A 16,583-nucleotide genomic window follows, 5' to 3' on the forward strand; every position below is an offset into this window, starting at 1 on the left:
CGAAGGTGACGCCATATCGGTAGGGCACTGCGCTTCCGGAGCCTTTGCTACCATATATCCCATCACGTGGAGAGAAGGCCGACCGAGAGCGCTCCCTGCGCGATCCGTTTTTTGAAGCGCGTATTCTTGACGTACTCCTCATCGAGGTGCAGGCCGCAGAAGTCGCCGACAATGTCTGCGCATGCATATACGTCATATTCGGTCACGGTCTTTGCGACGTCGGCGATATCGCCGATGGCATAACAGTTCATGTTAGGTCGCTTAGCCATGATGTTGGGATTGATCTTTCGAGCTGCCGCTTCTGATCGTCTCGACCTCTGCGAACCTGGAAGTAAGCTTCGGCTGCCGTGGACGTGTGGGCTTACTCGTCCAAATGGTAGAAGCGACCCCGTGCCGGGGTTAGGACACTTTGTGCGAATGCTTGGACTTTTCGGCAACCGCGCGCTGGGGGCTCGCAGAAGGGCACCGCACTTGTCACCGCTGAAGGCGGCGAATGGATCGGCGCAGCTATCCAGATGCCGATGTCACGTAAGAAAGTACAAGAAATTCGGAAATGCGTCCTAACGCGTTGCGCTCTGTTCGCCAATACTTTCGCTCAATTGAAGTCTATCGTCGTATATCAAGAAAGCGCGAAGGGGGATTGGCAGCGTGAAACATTTGGCGTGAAGCTTCGGGTCCATCCTGAGTTCAAGGCGCCGGCGGACTGTCTGCCCGTGATTACATGGCGCGGTGTAGGACATTACCGACCTCGCGATGACCGGACTTCGCATTGTCTTCGTCCTCTATGGCGGCGAAATGCTCTCGCTAATAGAGACGGCTACCGCGTGGTCACTGCCAATCTCGATGGTCTACCACTATCTTGTCGTTCCGCTCGGCGGTGCACTGCTCATTTTGCATGCGCTGGTGCGGATGGTCGTGGCGCCTGTCGCCCGGTACGGGGAGACACCGGTCGGCGCGTCGGAATATCGACTACATCTAACAGTTGGGAGGCGCGATCGTGTGGGGTCTTCGTGTTGGCAACGTCCTTCTTGGGCTCGGCGCGCTGATCTGCACTGGAATTGCGAGCAGGCGCGCCGTCGCGTCGACCGGCGCGCGGCTGCTGGTCGTTCCACAGCAGCTCTTTGCCAACCAGTATAGTGTCGGCCCGCTGGCGATTCCGTTTTTCATGGACGCCGATCGCTCCGAACTTCGCGGCCGCACCGACATCGATCGCGGCAAGCGGATTGTGCGCGGTGGTGGCGGGTTGCGGCTCTTTTCGATCCGACTTTTGACTGTCGGACTTGGGCTGACGCTGACGCCCGGGTTCGCCGCTGCAGGCGAGGCGCTGAAGGTGACGAATGCTCGGGTTTCCGCATCCGATCAGATCGGTGTCGATCTGCCGCTTTTGATGACAATCAAAAACGATGCAGCCGAAGCTGACGCCATCTTGCGCGTCCGCTGTCCATTCGCGAATTTTTCGGAAAAGCACACTGTCGATCGCGGCGAAGGTGCTCCCGCCATGCGTGCGATCAAGTCCATTCCGATTCCGGAGAACGAGACGCTCGAGCTCAGGCCGGATGGATACCACGTCATGTTGCTCCAGTCTCGGCAGAAACTTGTCGAAGGCGAGACGTTCACATGCGCCGTCGTTTTCCAGAATGCCGGAACAAAAGAAACGGAGGTGCAAGTTTCACGAACGCCCGGATCTAAGACAGCGGACCGGTGAGCCCGCTGGATAAGGCTTCTCAGCCGAACGCCCGGACGCTTGCCAGACGTTCGATCAATCATAACCATACCAAACCAAAGGAGGGCACTACTCATGGAGCGATTGTCAAATCACGCAAGAAAATCGACGCGCGCGCGGCTGCTTGCGGTTGCAATCGCCGCGGGAGGCATGATGGCGGCGGCGCAGGTCTGCGCCGCGGATGAGGTCACTCAGGAACGGCTGCTCAAGGTCGACAAGGAGCCGGGCAATTGGCTGCATCATCATCAGAATTATTCGGCTCACCGATTCTCCACTCTAAAGGAGATCAACCGCGATAACGTGAAGAACCTGAAGGTCGCCTGGACCATGCACCTCGGCGGGGTCGAAGGCGGTGGGATCTGGAGCCATGGCGGGCTGGAAGGCACTCCCATTGCCGAGAACGGCTTTCTCTACGTGACCGATGGCTGGGGCTCGGTCTACAAGATCGATGCCCATGGTGGCCGTGGCGTCCTGGTCTGGAAGATGGATCCCAAGACGGACCGTGACTGGGCTGGTGCCGTGGCCTGCTGCGGCGTCGACAATTGCGGCGTCGCGCTGTGGGGTGATCTCGTCATTTCGCATACGCTCGATGGCCGGCTGATCGCGACCAACAAGGAAACTGGCCAGGTTGCGTGGCAGCGGACTGTTGCCGATCCGGACAAGGGCGAGGTCATCACCGGCGCGCCACTGATCGTCAAGAACATGGCGATCACGGGAGTCGCCGGCGCGGAGTACGGCATCCGAGGCTGGATCGCCGCCACCGACCTCGCGACCCAGAAGGAGATCTGGCGCACCTACACAATCCCGGGCAAGGGCGAGCCCGGCAGCGAAACCTGGAAAGACAGCAACAACGCGGCCGCCTCCGGCGGCGGTTCGACTTGGGTTACCGGCAGCTACGATCCCGCCACGGACACCATCATCTGGGGCGTCGGTAATCCCGGGCCTGACTGGGACAGCGCCTATCGGCCGGGCGACAACCTCTACACCGACAGCTCGCTGGGCCTTGATGCCTCAACCGGCAAGGTCAAGTGGCACTTTCAGCACACGCCGAACGATCCCTATGACTACGACAGCGTGGCAGAGAACGTGCTGGTCGACATACCCGGACCGAGTGGCCCGCGCAAGCTCGCGCTTGAAGCGGACCGCAACGGCTTCGCCTACGCGATCGATCGCACCACCGGCAAGTTCGTGTGGGGGGTGCCGTTCGTCAAAAAGGTCACTTGGACCAAGGGACTCGACCCGGAGACCGGCAAGCCGGTCGAGTATGACCCGAACAAGGCCGTGCAGACTTACATTGCGTCGGTGACGCCGAGCCGCACCAACATGGAGACCGACATCTGCCCCGGCAACATGGGCGGTAAGAACTGGCCGCCGACGGCCTATAATCCCGACCTGAAGCTTTGGTACATCCCAGTGATCGAGAGCTGCAATCGCGTCAAGGTCGAGGTGATGACGCCGGAGAAACTGAAGCCGCGTGAGTTCTGGACCGGCGGCGGCACGAGCCAGCCGTTCAAGATCACGGGCAGCGTGACCGCGATCGATGTGGCGACCGGCAAGATCGTCCAAAAAATGGAAACGCCGTTCCCCAATCTGGGTGGCATGTTGGCTACTCCCGACCTCGTCTTCACCGGACAGCCGTCCGGCGAAGTGATGGCGCTTGACGCCAAATCGCTGCAGAAGCTTTGGGAGTTTAATACCGGCGGCGGCGTCAACGCGCCGCCCATAACCTTCACCGTGGACGGCAAGCAGTATGTCGCCATCCTGGTCGGCCTGGGCGGCGCCTGGGACAAATGGTTCATCGATTCGACGCCCGAACTGAAGAAGATACAGCCGGGATCGATGCTCTACGTGTTGGCGCTCTGACGTGCTCGCAAAGGAGGGTCCGTTAATCCGGACCCTCCAGCCCTTTAAAAGAGAGACGTGATGATGGCTTTCAACGCATCTCCAGTGGCGACGAGTATCCTGCTCGTGAGCGTCGTCGCCCTGAATCTTTCGATGTCAGGTTTCGCCCATGGTCAGGCGGCGCAAGCACCAGTGTCGGACCCGACCAGTGCCGGCAAGGACTTATTCAGCAAGGCCAATTGCATGGGCTGCCACAAATGGCACGGCGATGGCGGCGGCGGCTACGGCGGTGATGCGCTGTCGCTGCGCAAGACCGAGCTGACCAAGGAGCAGATCATCGAGACCGTGACTTGCGGCCGGCCCGGGACCGGCATGCCGTTCTTCGTGCGAGGCGCCTATGACACCACCAAGTGCTACGACATGACGCGGCAGGATGTCGGTGAACGCATGCCTCCCGAAGGCGGCACGTTTCTGCGACCGAACGATATCGCAGCGGTTGCTGACTATGTGATCGCCCACGTTAAGGGCGCGGGCGAGCCGACCTACGCGCAATGTACGACCTTCTTTGGCAACACCTCGCGCGTATGTGACATCTACAAGGCGGGCGCCGAATCATCCAGCAAGACGGTGACTGAGGGTTCGAAATGAAATCGGCACGTCGCGCCGTGATATCGGTTGGGCTCATTCTTGCCATTGGTATGCAAGCCGCTGTCGCGCAGGTCGAGCCCGAACATGATGTTCGCGATATCACCGTTGGCAGGCCCGTCAGTATTGTATCGGACGCCGGCTACGCGAATCTGAGCTGCGCCAGGGGACCAAAGGCCAAGCTGCCAGCTTGGTCCGCGTGGGATGAGTGCCCGGCCGAGCCCGATGGGGTACGAGCAATTCACTTCGAGTTCGATCGTGAGACCAGCCGAGAGGGCACGATAATTGCGGGTCATCCGGTGCTTTTGACGGTCTTCATTGACGGCAAGGGCATCGTATCGGGCCTCGATATCGAAACCGATCCGAATGCAAGACTGTATGCTCGGAAGAAGGCCTTTCTACTCGCTACGCAGGTCAGGTCACGTTACGGCGGCGAAGGATGGGCATGCACCGAACGGAAGGCGGAAGCCGACGAGCAACCGGTCGGCGGTGTTTTCATCCGCGAAACATGCCGAAAGGCACTGCCCGACCGGTTGCTCACGGTCGATCGCAACTTGTTCAGGCGAGCCGGCCGAGACATGAGGGACTTCGTTGATCGGACGCATGTTCGGATTACCCGGGAAATGCAATAGGGCTCCTCTGCCGAGCCGGTACATTGGTAGTTTCCAGTTCTTCAACTTGCGTCATCGGGCTTGGAGAGTTGCCGAGGATGCAAGAGGGCGTGTGCTCGATGCGCAGGCCAAGCTCAGCCTCTCCACGAAAAAAAGAGATGAAGTGGAACGCGCCGAAGATCGTAGAACTGCCGGTCGGCATGGAAATCAACATGTACGCCTGTGCCAGCCGCGGTCGGTATCCCGGAGTGTAGGCTTCGTTTGAGGTATTTCGCCTGTTGCCTGATCGGCCCGGTGCAGGTCAGCTGCGGGCGGGTGCCGTAACTTTGCGAGTTGGAGCAGCTTTGCGATGCTGCCACTCGTTTTCACCGGAATGTAGTTAAGTTCAATCGCCTCGAATTCGTCCCGTAAGGAGGTTTTTGGCAAATGGCAAAGTTAAACATCAACGGCAGAGACCTCTCCGTGGATGCGGCACACGATACGCCGCTGCTCTGGGTCATCCGCGAGCAATTGCAGATGACCGGTACGAAATTCGGTTGCGGCGCCGGTCTTTGCGGCGCCTGCACGGTTCACGTCAATGGCGAAGCCGTTCGCTCCTGCCAGACGATGGTGAGCGACGCCGTCGGCAAGAAGATCACCACCATCGAAGGTCTGTCCGCCAAGGGCGATCATCCGCTGCAGAAGGCCTGGATCCTCGAGCAGGTCCCGCAATGCGGCTACTGCCAGTCCGGTCAGATCATGCAGGCGGCATCGCTGCTTTCCAAGAACCCCAATCCGACCAAGGATGAAGTGGTCGCGCATATGGACGGCAATCTGTGCCGTTGCATGACCTATTCGCGCATTCAGAAGGCGATCATGCGCGCCGCATCCGAAATGCGTACCGCCTCCAACGCCGGCACCGAGCGGAGGGCCACATGAATAAGTACATCAAAGTCACCGATAGCGCGCCGGCCGATCTCAGCCGCCGCTCGTTCCTGGTCGGCTCGGCAGCTACCGGACTCGTGCTGGGCTACGCCGCGGTGCCCGGCATCGATTCTGCGCTCGCGGGGCCCTCAAATTTCGAACCCTCGGTCTGGTATTCGATCGCCCCCGATGGCCTCGTCACCGTCACCTGCGGCAAGGCGGACATGGGCCAGCACATCGCTTCGACCATGGCGCAGATCGTTTCCGAAGAGCTCGGTTCGAGCTGGAAGGACATGCGGGTCCAGCTCGCCTCCAACGATCCCAAGTTCAACGACCCCGTGCTCGGCGCGCAGATTACCGGCGGCAGCTGGAGCACGATGATGAACTTCGATGCGATGAGCCGCGCGGGCGCCGCGGGCCGTATTGCATTGACGGAAGCCGCGGCCGCCTCGATGGGCGTGCCGGCCGGCGAACTGGTGGTACGGAACTCCACCGTCGCGCATCCGAAGTCGAAGAAGTCGATGAGTTTTGCCGACATCGTCAAGAGCGGCAAGATCACCAAGACCTTCACACCGGACGAGCTCAAGGCGATCAAGCTGAAGACCCCCGATCAGTACACTATGGTCGGCGTCTCGGTTCCGCAGCTGGATATCCCTCCGAAGGTCAACGGCATACGGCATCGACGTCATGCTGCCGGGCATGGTCTACGGCAAGATCGTCACCCCGCCGGTGCGCTATGGCGCCACGGTGAAATCGGTCGACGATACCGCGGCCAAGAAGGTGCCGGGCTTCATTAAGGCGGTGACGCTGGACGACAAGACCGGCAGCACCACCGGCTGGGTGGTGGCGGTGGCTAATACCTATGCCAACGCCTGCAAGGCGGCGGACGCGCTGAAGATCACCTATGACAACGGGCCGAACGCCAAGCTGTCCAGCCAGTCGTTGCTCGACGAGGCCAAGCGGCTGCAGGCGCTCGACGATTCCGGACAGTTCTTCGTCAAGGACGGCGATACGGCGGCGGCGTTCGGGACCGCGGCCAAGGTGCTGGAGGCCGAATACACCACCAGCATCAACATCCATGCGCCGCTGGAGCCGATGAACGCTACGGCCGAGTTCAAGGGCGACATCCTGCACATCTATTCCGGCAACCAGTTCGCGACGCGCTCCGGCGCGATCGCGGCGGGTGCGGCCGGGATCGATCCCAAGTTCGTCGTCATGCACCAGATGTGGCTGGGCGGCGGCTTCGGCCGGCGGCTCGATGCCGACATGATGGTGCCCGCGGTGCAGGCGGCAAAAGCCGTCGGCAAGCCGGTCAAGGTGATCTATTCGCGCGAAAACGACATGACCATGGACTATTCGCGCCCGCTGACCTTCCAGAAGGTGAAGGCCGGTTTGGACGCCGACGGCAAGCTGATCGCGCTCAACCACGACGTGGTCTCGGCCTGGCCGACCGCGCGCTGGGGAATCCCCGATTTCCTGACGCCATCGGTCGACAAGAAGGGACCGCTTGATTCGTTCACCGTGAATGGTGCGGACTTCTTCTATTCCGTGCCCAACCACTATGTGCGCGCGATCAAGAACGAGCTCGCGCACAACGCCACGCCTTCGGGTCCGCTGCGCTCGGTGGCGCCGGGCTGGACCTTCTGGGCGGTCGAAAGCATGATCGACGAACTCGCGCATGCGGCCGGCCAGGATCCCGCGCAGTATCGCATCACGCTACTGGACGGCAAGGGCAAGAACGATGGCGGCGCTCAGCGGCTGCGCAACACACTGCTCGCAGCAATTGGGCTTGCCGGCTACGGCACCAAGCAGCTTCCGAAGGGAGAAGCCATGGGGGTAGCCTGCGTGTCCTCGCAGGAGCGGCAGACCGCAAGCTGGACGGCCTGCGTCGCCCATGTCGCCGTCGCGCCGTCTGGTGAAGTCAAGGTGAAGAAGCTGACGGTTGCGACCGACGTCGGCACCGAGGTGCATCCCGACAACGTCCGCGCCCAGGTCGAGGGTGCGGCGCTGTGGGGCCTGTCGCTTGCGATGTACGAGAAGGCCACGCTGAAGGACGGCGGCATCGAGCAGTCCAACTTCGACACCTACACGCCACTGCGCATGAGCCAGGTGCCGGAGGTCGCGGTTGCGGTGATCGCCAACGGTGACAGGGTCACGGGCGTTGGCGAGCCGGCCGTGACGGTCGTCGCACCGGCCATCGGCAACGCCATATTCAATGCCTCCGGCGCCCGCGTCCGCGCATTGCCGATCACGGCGGAAGCCGTGAAGGGCGCGATGAAGGCGTAAGCCCCGGTCACAAGCACCCGATAGGGACGATTCGCGGGGGGTCTCCTCCGGCGAAATTTTTTGCGAATTGCACTGTCTGAAGCGGGCAACCGAATAGGTGGGTTAGTTCAGCTCCCCGGATTCCGAAAATACCCGCAAATTGTCCTGTTAGCGGGGAATTCGGCTCAGGAGACTGGCTTCGGCCGGCCGCACGCACCAGGGCTTGCTTGCCAGGTTTCGATCGCGGGCGCCTGGTACGCCGGCTGCCGATCCGCATTGTTTTGTATGACCAGGCTTTACCAGGCCGTCACCGTCAGCTGTTTGCATCAAAAGACCTTCAGGAAGTGCTGCCTGAAGCCACGACAGTGCCGCTCTGGTTGCTGACCGCGTGGCAGTAAAGATGCAGGTGTTGCGCTACTCGTCCTTCTCACGCACCACCAGCTTTGCGGTGACGGTGTCCCCGAAATAGACCGGGGCATCGAAAGTGACGCCATATCGGTAGGACACTGCGCTTACGGAGTTTTCGTCCACAGCATGCCATCGCACCATACGTACTCAACCTGTCCCCATTCGCAGGCGGCTGCGGCATCCGGGAAAAACCCACGTCCATGGAAGTTAGCACTCGTATTGCAAAGCAGCGGAATGCCCGTGAGTTTTTCATATTCCACGAGAAGTTCGGCGACTTTTTGCTGAGAGGTCCTGCAAACGGTCTGCAATCGCGCAGATTGGTCGAGATGTACAACAGCAGGGATTTTGTCGCGCCATTCTGCTCGTGTCTGGTGATCGAAAAGCATGTAAGGGTCCGGCGTTCCAGGACTGAAAATATCCGGCGCACGATCCTCCAGGCATATCGGCGCCACCGGCCGGAAGTGTTCGCGAAGTTTGATGTCGTTGAGATAATCCTTCATTCGCGGTGAAGTTGCGGCTGCGAGAATGCTTCTGCTACCTAATGCCCGTGGTCCAAGCTCGGCGCGGCCGGCAAGGAAAATTACGGGCTTGTTGCTGGCGAGAATGGTCGCAAGTTCACCCATACTACACGGCGCGACCTCCCATTCTGGCGGGACATCGCGAGCTTGCAGGGCTGGACCACTATAGACCGACCATTCTAACGGCACGAAGCCTTTGTCCGCCGCTAGAGCGGAGCAAGCGGCGCCAATTGCCGAGCCACTGTCATTCGGAAAGGGCGGCACCCAGACGGCATCGAACAGGCCACTAGCACGTAGTGCACTGTTCCATTTGATATTGAGGCCGCAGCCTCCGGCTATACACAAATTGCGCGGCGGTAAACACGAATGCCGCTGCAAAGCAGTCGCCATTTCGCGGAGGAGCAGACGCTCAAGAAAACAATGAAACGATGCGAGCACATCTTCGGGTGCCTTGGCCTTCAACAGGAGCGCGCTGGCCTCGAAAAAGTCATGCACAGCCCCAAGCGGGGAGCCCGTGCCACGCGAGGACTCCGCGCTGTAACGATGGACAAGCTCAGTGTCGGCCGCAAAGCGCTCCTCATAGCGCTCCTGAAATACCGTGACAATGTCTTCATCAACCGACCCGAGCGCGATGTAGGCCATCAGCTTGCCGGCCACACCGAGGTCCCAGTCGGTACGGTTCGCCTGCTTAAACGGTCCGAAGTGATAGCCCGCGGCAGCATAGACCTGGCCAATCATCGGGAACAGGCATCCGAGGAACCGGGCTGCGTGGCGTTCTACATAATAGAGACGTGGAAAGGTGCCGCCGTCCCACACCAGGCAGAACGCGGGTTGTCCGGCTTTGGCAAAGGGGCTAGTGCAGTATGCCGATGCCACATGGCCTGTGACGTGCGGATAACTTTTATAAGGGAAGACCGTATCGTCGAGCATCAGGCCAAAGCCGTCGCGCGAAGTGAGAAGGCCTTCGGTATGGCGCTCAAAATACGTCGCCCCTTTTAGAGTGATAGGCGCCGCCCCACTGAGGACGTGGAACTGCGACTCTACCTCCCCCCACCAGCCGTCTATGACGAACTGATCGACATCCCGCGCGTCCAGACCGTGCTCCGCCAAAGCGAGAACAACTGCATCGAGATTGTCGATGCGTTGATACCGCGGATTGTTGCTCCGCTTTTCCTGCTCGACACAGAAGACAAGCCGTCCATCCTCGACCAGAGCGATCGCTCCGTCATGCGTCAGCTTGATACCGCAGATGCGCATAGTGTCTCCATAGCTAACGCGGGCAATTCGATTCCTATCGAGTGAATCGGACGCTGAAAGCATGCAAGTAAGCAGTCGTTTAATTAGTCTTCCCGGCACTGCTCGCGCTCGAGCTCGATCAACCTTTCATTCCGCATGTCTAAGGCCGTCTCCCAGCGCGAGATCCGATTACCAGATAACTCGCCTAGCGCATTGCATGATTTGGGCCACTGGAATCAGAGGAATCCCTCGCCGTTTCCCAGCTGAATCTCGCGTTCGCAATCAACTTGGCGGGTTTCCAACATAGGCACGTGCGTTTTCGGACAGAAGCATGCGTGACGCCCATCAACCGTGAAGCGTTCTCCGAAGTAGGCCGCGAGCCGGATTTTCCGTCTCGGGCTATCTATTCGACTTGCCAGGTCAGGATTTGAGGTGCCGCAACACGCCGACCATCCATGCATCAATCATCGAGAGCTACCGCGTAGACGCCAAACAGGGGAAGGAATCTGGTTTGCTTTGCGGTAACCTCGGCATCGACCGGTGGTTCGACTGTCTCGTTTCTCGACCTGGCCCTGAAAGAGCAGGAGCGTCTCGGCTATTGGCACGAATATAACGCGAGAGGAAAGCCGTCAAAGATGCAGGCTCCACATCGCGAGCGGCGGTTCGCGCAACGGGGGGATAGAAGTGCGCTGTTGCCGACGTTAGGACGCGTTGTCGAAATCCTTCGATTTCTAAGAAGCCTCATCGATTGCTGTCGCATGGATTTGTTGTTGCGCTGCAAGTATTCGTCACCGACGCCACGAGGATAATAAAACAGCCATATAGGGTTTCCGCGAAGTCATGCCGTTTGATGGGCCTCGTCAAGCGCCGCAATATTTGTGCAACGCAACGTTGCATTGCTCGTTTCTGCACTCCCGCTTCCAAGTACATCTCGTCTAAAAGTACAAGAAATATGGAAGAGCGTCCTAACGCGGAAATTGGCAGATCACCATACTTCTCCCTCACCGGCGTCAACCGCCGCGTCATAAAATACCAGGGGGAGACACCGTGAGCAGCACATCGCACAATATTGTTAGATCGTTGTCAGCCTGCATCCTTGTCTGCGCGCCTGCGGGCGTTGCCCGTGCGCAATCGGCTGACAAGATCGTCATGAAGCTCGGCCACACGCTGGCTGCGGACACTCACTATCAGCTTGCGGCGCTGGAATTCGCCAAGACCGTCACAGCTAAGACGAGCGGTAGGATAGAGATCCAGATTGTTCCGCAGTCGCAACTCCGCGACGAAGTGCAGATGACGCAAGAGTTGCGGGCATGATCGCGCGTGTTGCACGCTCGATCGAACCGCCGTTGATCGATGCGGCGGTGAACAGACAGAAGCCGATGGGTGGCATATGCGAGCGGCATTGGATCGTTAATAGCCAATTTGCCAAGGCGCCGCTTACTTGATTGCCAAATATGACGCGACTGTGCCAGGCGCGATCCTGTCCTGAATTTTCCGACGATCGATACTCGTAACCGATTGTCACCAGCCGAGCGGAACCGGACACATGCACGATATTACTCAAGCCACTGCCGCCCCGATTCGGCCAGAGAAGCTAGTTGTCACCAGGAGAATGACAGCCGGTCTCGGTGGAGGCGTAGCCCTGGAGGCCTATGACTGGAACATCTACGGCGTGATGGCTGCGTTTCTGTCGCCGCACTTCTTTCCTTCCGGTGATCCGATCACCTCGCTGCTCGCGGCGCTCGCGGTGTTTGGGGCGGGCTTTCTCGCGCGGCCGCTCGGGGCTGCCTTGCTTGGTCCAGTCGCAGATCGCATCAGCCATAAGCGAGTAATGATGATCTCAGTGACGGCGATGGCGCTGTCCTCATTGCTGATCTCCATCTTGCCGACTTATAACGATATCGGCGTCACGGCAGCTGTGGCGCTGCTTCTTATTCGAATCATTCAAGGACTTTCCCTTGGCGCCGAGTCGGGTGTCGCGAACGCCATCGCGATCGAACTAGCACCACCGGGGAAGGAAGGGCGTTACCTTGGCCTGATCGGTGGTACGTTCATTCAGCTGGGCGCCATCGGGGCCAGCATGGTCGCCTTTCTGGTGAGTGCCTCAGTGGCACCTGAGGTGATGCGCGAGTGGGCGTGGCGTATACCCATCGCGTTTGGCGGCGTGCTCGGCTTGTTTATCATTTATCTGCGGAGAGCCATGCCGGAGACTTTGGTCAATCGCGCGATGCATCGCCAAGATGAGTTGTCGCGCATTCACGAAACTACCAGCGGCATATGGAAAACGCTATGGAGCGTCCGGCTCTCGTTGCTCGCGGTCGTCCTGGTCATTGGATCGGTGCAGATCGCTAACTACGCATGGATTGCGGGTCTGCCCAACATGGCCAATACGGTGTTCAAGGAGAATAGCACCTGGGTGTTCGGAATCCTGACGCTGATGGGGCTGACCTGGATGGTCACCGCCCCCTACGTGGGCGCCTTCGCGGACAAGGTGCGACCCTCGCGCGCGTTCACGCTGCTGCGCCTGCTGCTCATCCCGTGCTTCTTTCTTACATTGGTCTATTCGGAGAAGGGCATCTCCACTTTCTTCATCGTCATGGTGTTCGGCGGAGCTATCGTAGGCTTCAACATGGGACTCTACAACTTCATCGCCACCACGCTGATGCCGCGTGCCGTGCGGACCACGGGGGTAGCCCTCGGCTATGCTTTGGGTGTCTCGTTATTTGGCGGGACTTCACCATATCTCATGGTGTGGCTGCAACGCGAGCACATGACCTGGATATTCCCCGTCTACGGATCATTGATAGCGCTGCTGAGCGTAGTGGTCTATCGCATCGCCAAGAAGCGCGGCCGCGTCTACATCGGCAACTGAACCCCGTCTGTCTGCCTACTCCGCGCGCCGAGCCAAGGCAAGCAGAGGAACTTTGTTGGAGCCGAACGTTGTCGAGAAGCGAATATCTATCCGAGCGCGCGGGTATGCTGGCGCATATTCCGCAGACCCGAGGCGCTACAGCTCAGGGCGGCCTCACTGGGCGCGCATTGGGGACGGAGAATGGGCGTTCACGCCGGGTGGCGATCGGACAGGAGGGGCGTTCGTCGGCGAGCTTTGGCTCGCAGCTATCGCTAATCCAGAGCGGTTCCAAATCGTCGACGCGCATGCCGCGCTGCGCCGGATGCTGCCGCGCTCCCTACACTGGACAGCGTTCTAGGGCTTCGGCTTCTATCACCGTTCCGCACTCGGAAGCATCCTCCTCAGAGATGAAGCCGCACGGGAAGTTGCACTCCCGGCGGCAAGGTCGAAGACGCCAGTGCTGTTGGGGCTGCCGAGAGCAGCAGCGACTCGCTCTAGGCGACAAGCCTGCTCTACTGAGCCTTGGCCCAGCTGGGCGACTCTCAGGTGGAGGCGGTCGCCAACACTTACGTGCGGCGGCTGCTCGAAATCCATGTGCGTCCGGATGATTTGGTCACCCGTCAACCACGCTCGCCCCTCCCACCGGGTGGCAGAACGCACACACACCACGCAAAGGCATCGATGGCAGCATATGTGACGTTCGCAGGTATGGGCTATGCTGTACACCACCCATGCCGTCATGGTTCGCCCGACGGAGCCCCTGTGGCCGGGTGCTGGACTGTGGATCGACCATGTTTCCGCGGATCTGGTTTCTATTGGGATCGGCAATTCCGAACACCAGCCGGGATACCGCGGCCACGGCCTTCGCCGCGGTATTGGCGTTGCGGCTGGCTGGCCTCCGCACTTGGCCCTCAGGAGGCGCCAAGTACCGTATTCGCGGCGCGTACCGTGACGCAGTTGATCGCGGAGAGCGTCAGCTCCGGCGTGCGAGCGTCCGCCTGGAATTCTCACAAATGGATGCTTTACCCGAAGAGCAGTCGTGCGCGACATCGACACTGCAGAGAACGTCGAGCTGATCTTCTACTTCTTTGAACGCCTTGCCATTCTGACGGGGCTAGTGCCGGCTGGCCGGATCTACTCAAGATGCGCCGGGGTCGCAAATTCCGGGAGCTGACTCGGAGCGACAGCCGAAAACCGGCGGGTTGCTCTCAGGTGGGAATGTCACCGACGTCACCAAGGTCCCAAAGAAATGCTTTTACGTTGCGTCGAACTGAGATGCTTCGTGTCCACTGTAGGCGTGGTCTACAGCGTTACCTCAGCTGACGGAAGTACACGAGCTATCGTCTCCGCCAGAAGTGATGCGTACACCCGAGTTCTTCTTTGCATTCAAGAGCCCCCGCACACGCCACAATGACAGTACGATCCATTTACTTGCCCTCGACGCTCAATCAGAATTCCGATCGCCAGTGACCTCTCGTCTATTTTGTCCATACGTCATGCGACTTCATCCAGTCGAAAAAATTTCAACGCGTTACTGTCGAATTAATAGGACTTGGCGACGACTTCCCAGAACTGGAGTCCATCGAATGAAAACACCCTCATCGCCGCACTTCACGCCCGTGGATCTGAAGCCATATTTCAATGCCAGGCGCCGGGACCTGGACGAGCGGCTCGGCAAGCGCGCGGGCGACACCGGCTGGATCGACTCATTGCGGGGGCCGCAGACGCATCGCGGCATCCCGTTTCTATTCGGCGACGATGCCGGGCCGGACGTGCTGGCCTTGCGGACTGGGGAGGCTCCTACCGAAATCTCACTGTTACACACATTGGCCAGCTACGTGCTCTTTGTGCATGTGGTCACGGGCCATCAACCCGTGAGGCCTGAAGGGTTTGGCGAGATCGGGCCGGCCGCGCACTCGGCGGACGGCAACCCGCTCGGCAATCGGGTGTCGACATATGCGCTCCGATATGCCGACGGCAGCGTCGCGGACGTGCCCGTGCTGCGGCGGTTCGCAATCCAGCAGAAACACATCGTATGGAGCGCGAGTGCATTCGGGGCCGTGCCGCTGCGTGGACCCATCGTGCATGCGAGCACCGGAGAAAACTTCGCGCTCGGGCGAGCGGCGGGCACTAGCTACATCAACGGCGAGGCTCGCACCGAATCGGGACGCATGGATCGTGAAGGCGAGAACTTGTGGCTTTATGCGCTGCCGAATTCGCATCCAGAGAAGGAGCTCGTGGGCCTGAGCCTGCGCCCGGAGCAAGAGGCTTCGCTCGTCTATGCGGTGAGCACGACACAGCTGTCGGAGCATCCGCTGCGCTTGCAGGGCCGTCGCAAGCTGAGGATGCGGCTGCCGCCCGGGGTGCATCTGAATAAGCTCGGCGAACTGGATGTCGACCATCGCGGCGAGCAAATCGGCATGGACCTGGGCACGGTCATCTCCGCCCGCGCGGTGCTTGAGTACTCCAGAACGGATTGGCTCGGTGACAAGCCTGACGTGCAGCCTGTGCGCTCCAATGACGAGATCATCGTCGAGTACTCCGCGCACCCCGACGCAAGGCTCTACCTGCGCTCCGACGACGGCCGCTTGCATGTTCAGGACCTTCAATCGCTGGACGCCGTCGGGAACGCAACAGGCACATCGCTGGACGCGGTGCCCATCGAGCAGGCGAGGCAACCCGTCAAGATCCGCATCGTTGAGAAGGTCAGCGGTGTGCGTGTCGCTGCACGCCTGCATCTCCACGGAGCACACGGGGAGTATCTGCCGCCCAAGGGACACCATCGCAAGGTGAACACCGGCAGGTTCGAGAACTTCGCCGGCGAGCTGGCGAACGGCCTGAACCAGTACGCCTATGTGGATGGCAGCTGCGACGCGGACCTGCCGATTGGGCCCGTGTTCGTCGAGATCAGCAGGGGCTTCGAGGTGCGGCCTGTGCGTCGCATCGTCGAAGTCACTACGGACACAGAAAGCCTTACCTTCGAGCTGGAAAGAGTGCTGCGCTGGCGCGAACAGGGCTGGGTCAGCTCCGATACGCACGTCCACTTCCTGAGTCCGCAGACAGCCCTGCTGGAGGGCAAGGCGGAGGGTGTCAACGTCGTCAACCTGCTCGCGGCGCAGTGGGGCGAGTTGTTTACCAATGTCGCCGATTTCGACGGACGCACGACAATCGGGGCGAAGGACTTCGGCGGTGACGGGGAGTTCCTCGTCCGCGTCGGCACGGAGAACCGGATGCAGGTTCTAGGGCACATCTCACTTCTCGGCTACGAAGGCGAGATCATCAATCCGCTCTCTTGCGCCGGATCCAACGAAGCGGCGATCGGCGATCCGCTGGAAGCGATCATGGCCGACTGGGCGGAGCGTTGCCGGCAGCAACGGGGACTGGTCGTGATGCCGCACTCGCCCAACCCGCAGGCCGAGCGGGCGGCCGACATCGTGCTCGGCTTGATCGACGCGATGGAGATGATGTCGTTCAACCCGCTAACTGCGCAGATCAGCGCCTTCGGTCTGGCCGACTGGTACCGGTACCTCAACATTGGCTACCACCTTCCGCTGGTGGCAGGTTCCGACAAGATGGACGCG

General features: G+C 60.2%; 12 protein-coding genes and 1 pseudogene. 11 read left to right on the plus strand and 2 right to left on the minus strand.

The annotated features are described in order from the left end of the window. Positions 1 to 62 precede the first annotated feature (62 nt). A complete protein-coding gene (locus tag IVB22_RS14670) occupies positions 63 to 251 on the minus strand; it encodes a MaoC/PaaZ C-terminal domain-containing protein (RefSeq protein WP_247518043.1) in 189 nt (62 codons plus the stop codon). A gap of 914 nt (positions 252 to 1,165) precedes the next feature. On the opposite strand from IVB22_RS14670, the gene IVB22_RS14675 reads away from it, so the two are divergent. The 7 genes and pseudogenes from IVB22_RS14675 (at position 1,166) to IVB22_RS14705 (ending at position 8,010) form a co-directional block, all read left to right on the plus strand. Beyond that, on the plus strand, positions 1,166 to 1,705 hold the full coding sequence (locus tag IVB22_RS14675; RefSeq protein WP_247518044.1) for a copper chaperone PCu(A)C: 540 nt from the start codon (positions 1,166 to 1,168) through the stop codon (positions 1,703 to 1,705). 93 nt (positions 1,706 to 1,798) lie between these two features. Continuing rightward, on the plus strand, positions 1,799 to 3,586 hold the full coding sequence (locus tag IVB22_RS14680) for a PQQ-dependent dehydrogenase, methanol/ethanol family (RefSeq protein ID WP_247518045.1): 1,788 nt from the start codon (positions 1,799 to 1,801) through the stop codon (positions 3,584 to 3,586). A gap of 132 nt (positions 3,587 to 3,718) precedes the next feature. Then, complete coding sequence (locus tag IVB22_RS14685) at positions 3,719 to 4,213, plus strand: c-type cytochrome (protein ID WP_247518056.1); 495 nt, start codon at positions 3,719 to 3,721, stop codon at positions 4,211 to 4,213. Further along, complete coding sequence (locus IVB22_RS14690) at positions 4,210 to 4,842, plus strand: hypothetical protein (protein WP_247518046.1); 633 nt, start codon at positions 4,210 to 4,212, stop codon at positions 4,840 to 4,842. The genes IVB22_RS14685 and IVB22_RS14690 overlap by 4 nt, the downstream gene beginning before the upstream one ends. 137 nt (positions 4,843 to 4,979) lie before the next feature. Beyond that, positions 4,980 to 5,075 (plus strand): pyrroloquinoline quinone precursor peptide PqqA, encoded by a 96-nt coding sequence (gene pqqA / locus IVB22_RS14695; protein WP_247518047.1) that lies wholly within the window; start codon positions 4,980 to 4,982, stop codon positions 5,073 to 5,075. A 172-nt stretch (positions 5,076 to 5,247) separates the two neighbouring features. Continuing rightward, a complete protein-coding gene (locus IVB22_RS14700; protein WP_247518048.1) occupies positions 5,248 to 5,739 on the plus strand; it encodes a (2Fe-2S)-binding protein in 492 nt (163 codons plus the stop codon). After that, positions 5,736 to 8,010, plus strand: a pseudogene (locus tag IVB22_RS14705) (molybdopterin cofactor-binding domain-containing protein). Before IVB22_RS14700 ends, IVB22_RS14705 begins: the two are co-directional and overlap by 4 nt. Before the next feature lie 491 nt (positions 8,011 to 8,501). Here the strand turns inward: IVB22_RS14705 and nodU are convergent. Further along, positions 8,502 to 10,172: a nodulation protein NodU gene (nodU, locus tag IVB22_RS14710; protein ID WP_247518049.1), complete on the minus strand. Its 1,671-nt coding sequence runs from the start codon at positions 10,170 to 10,172 to the stop codon at positions 8,502 to 8,504. A gap of 1,128 nt (positions 10,173 to 11,300) precedes the next feature. On the opposite strand from nodU, the gene IVB22_RS41910 reads away from it, so the two are divergent. From IVB22_RS41910 to IVB22_RS14725, 4 genes are all read left to right on the plus strand, one after another. Further along, complete coding sequence (locus tag IVB22_RS41910; protein WP_249805212.1) at positions 11,301 to 11,465, plus strand: hypothetical protein; 165 nt, start codon at positions 11,301 to 11,303, stop codon at positions 11,463 to 11,465. Further along, on the plus strand, positions 11,462 to 11,596 hold the full coding sequence (locus IVB22_RS41385) for a hypothetical protein (RefSeq protein WP_256467419.1): 135 nt from the start codon (positions 11,462 to 11,464) through the stop codon (positions 11,594 to 11,596). The genes IVB22_RS41910 and IVB22_RS41385 overlap by 4 nt, the downstream gene beginning before the upstream one ends. A 101-nt stretch (positions 11,597 to 11,697) precedes the next feature. Further along, a complete protein-coding gene (locus tag IVB22_RS14720) occupies positions 11,698 to 13,023 on the plus strand; it encodes an MFS transporter (protein ID WP_247518051.1) in 1,326 nt (441 codons plus the stop codon). Between the two features lie 1,565 nt (positions 13,024 to 14,588). Then, a partial coding sequence (locus IVB22_RS14725) for a hypothetical protein (protein WP_247518052.1) occupies positions 14,589 to 16,583 on the plus strand: 1,995 nt, incomplete at its 3' end.

Origin of the sequence: Bradyrhizobium sp. 190 (assembly GCF_023073415.1) — a bacterium.
GTDB lineage: Bacteria > Pseudomonadota > Alphaproteobacteria > Rhizobiales > Xanthobacteraceae > Bradyrhizobium.